The organism is Curtobacterium sp. MCBA15_016 (assembly GCF_001865105.1).
Classification (GTDB): domain Bacteria; phylum Actinomycetota; class Actinomycetes; order Actinomycetales; family Microbacteriaceae; genus Curtobacterium.
The window spans coordinates 5693-6503 of the sequence record NZ_MJGR01000077.1 but is presented as its reverse complement, the minus strand read 5'-3'; the positions used below and the strand labels follow the sequence as shown (position 1 = coordinate 6503).

The 811-nt window shown below is 55.5% G+C and carries 1 rRNA gene (only partly in view); it reads right to left on the bottom strand.

What is annotated here, in order from left to right:
• Window positions 1–68: 68 nt before the first annotated feature.
• Window positions 69–811: ribosomal RNA gene (locus BIV03_RS18535) — 23S ribosomal RNA — on the bottom strand; it runs 2933 nt beyond the window's last position.

Below are 811 nucleotides of genomic sequence, written 5' to 3'. Positions count from 1 at the left end.
TTCCCGATCGTCTGTCGGGAACCACAAAGTGGACGCGAGCCCCACACCGAAGTGTGGGAAATAGTTGTGTTGTCAAGTCTTCGGCTTATTAGTACCGGTCAGCTCCACGGGTCGTTAGTCCCCGCTTCCACATCCGGCCTATCAACCCAGTAGTCTGCTGGGAGCCTCTCACACTCAAGGTGCATGGAAATCTCATCTCGAAGACGGCTTCCCGCTTAGATGCTTTCAGCGGTTATCCGGTCCGAACGTAGCTAATCAGCGGTGCCCTTGGCAGAACAACTGACACACCAGAGGTTCGTCCATCCCGGTCCTCTCGTACTAGGGATAGATCTTCTCAAATTTCCAACGCGCGCAGCGGATAGGGACCGAACTGTCTCACGACGTTCTAAACCCAGCTCGCGTACCGCTTTAATGGGCGAACAGCCCAACCCTTGGGACCTACTCCAGCCCCAGGATGCGACGAGCCGACATCGAGGTGCCAAACCATGCCGTCGATATGGACTCTTGGGCAAGATCAGCCTGTTATCCCCGAGGTACCTTTTATCCGTTGAGCGACAGCGCTTCCACAAGCCACTGCCGGATCACTAGTCCCGACTTTCGTCCCTGCTCGACCTGTCAGTCTCACAGTCAAGCTCCCTTGTGCACTTACACTCGCCACCTGATTGCCAACCAGGTTGAGGGAACCTTTGGGCGCCTCCGTTACTCTTTGGGAGGCAACCGCCCCAGTTAAACTACCCACCAGGCACTGTCCATGAACCCGATCAGGGTCCTACGTTAGACATCCAGAGTGACCAGAGTGGTATTTCAACAA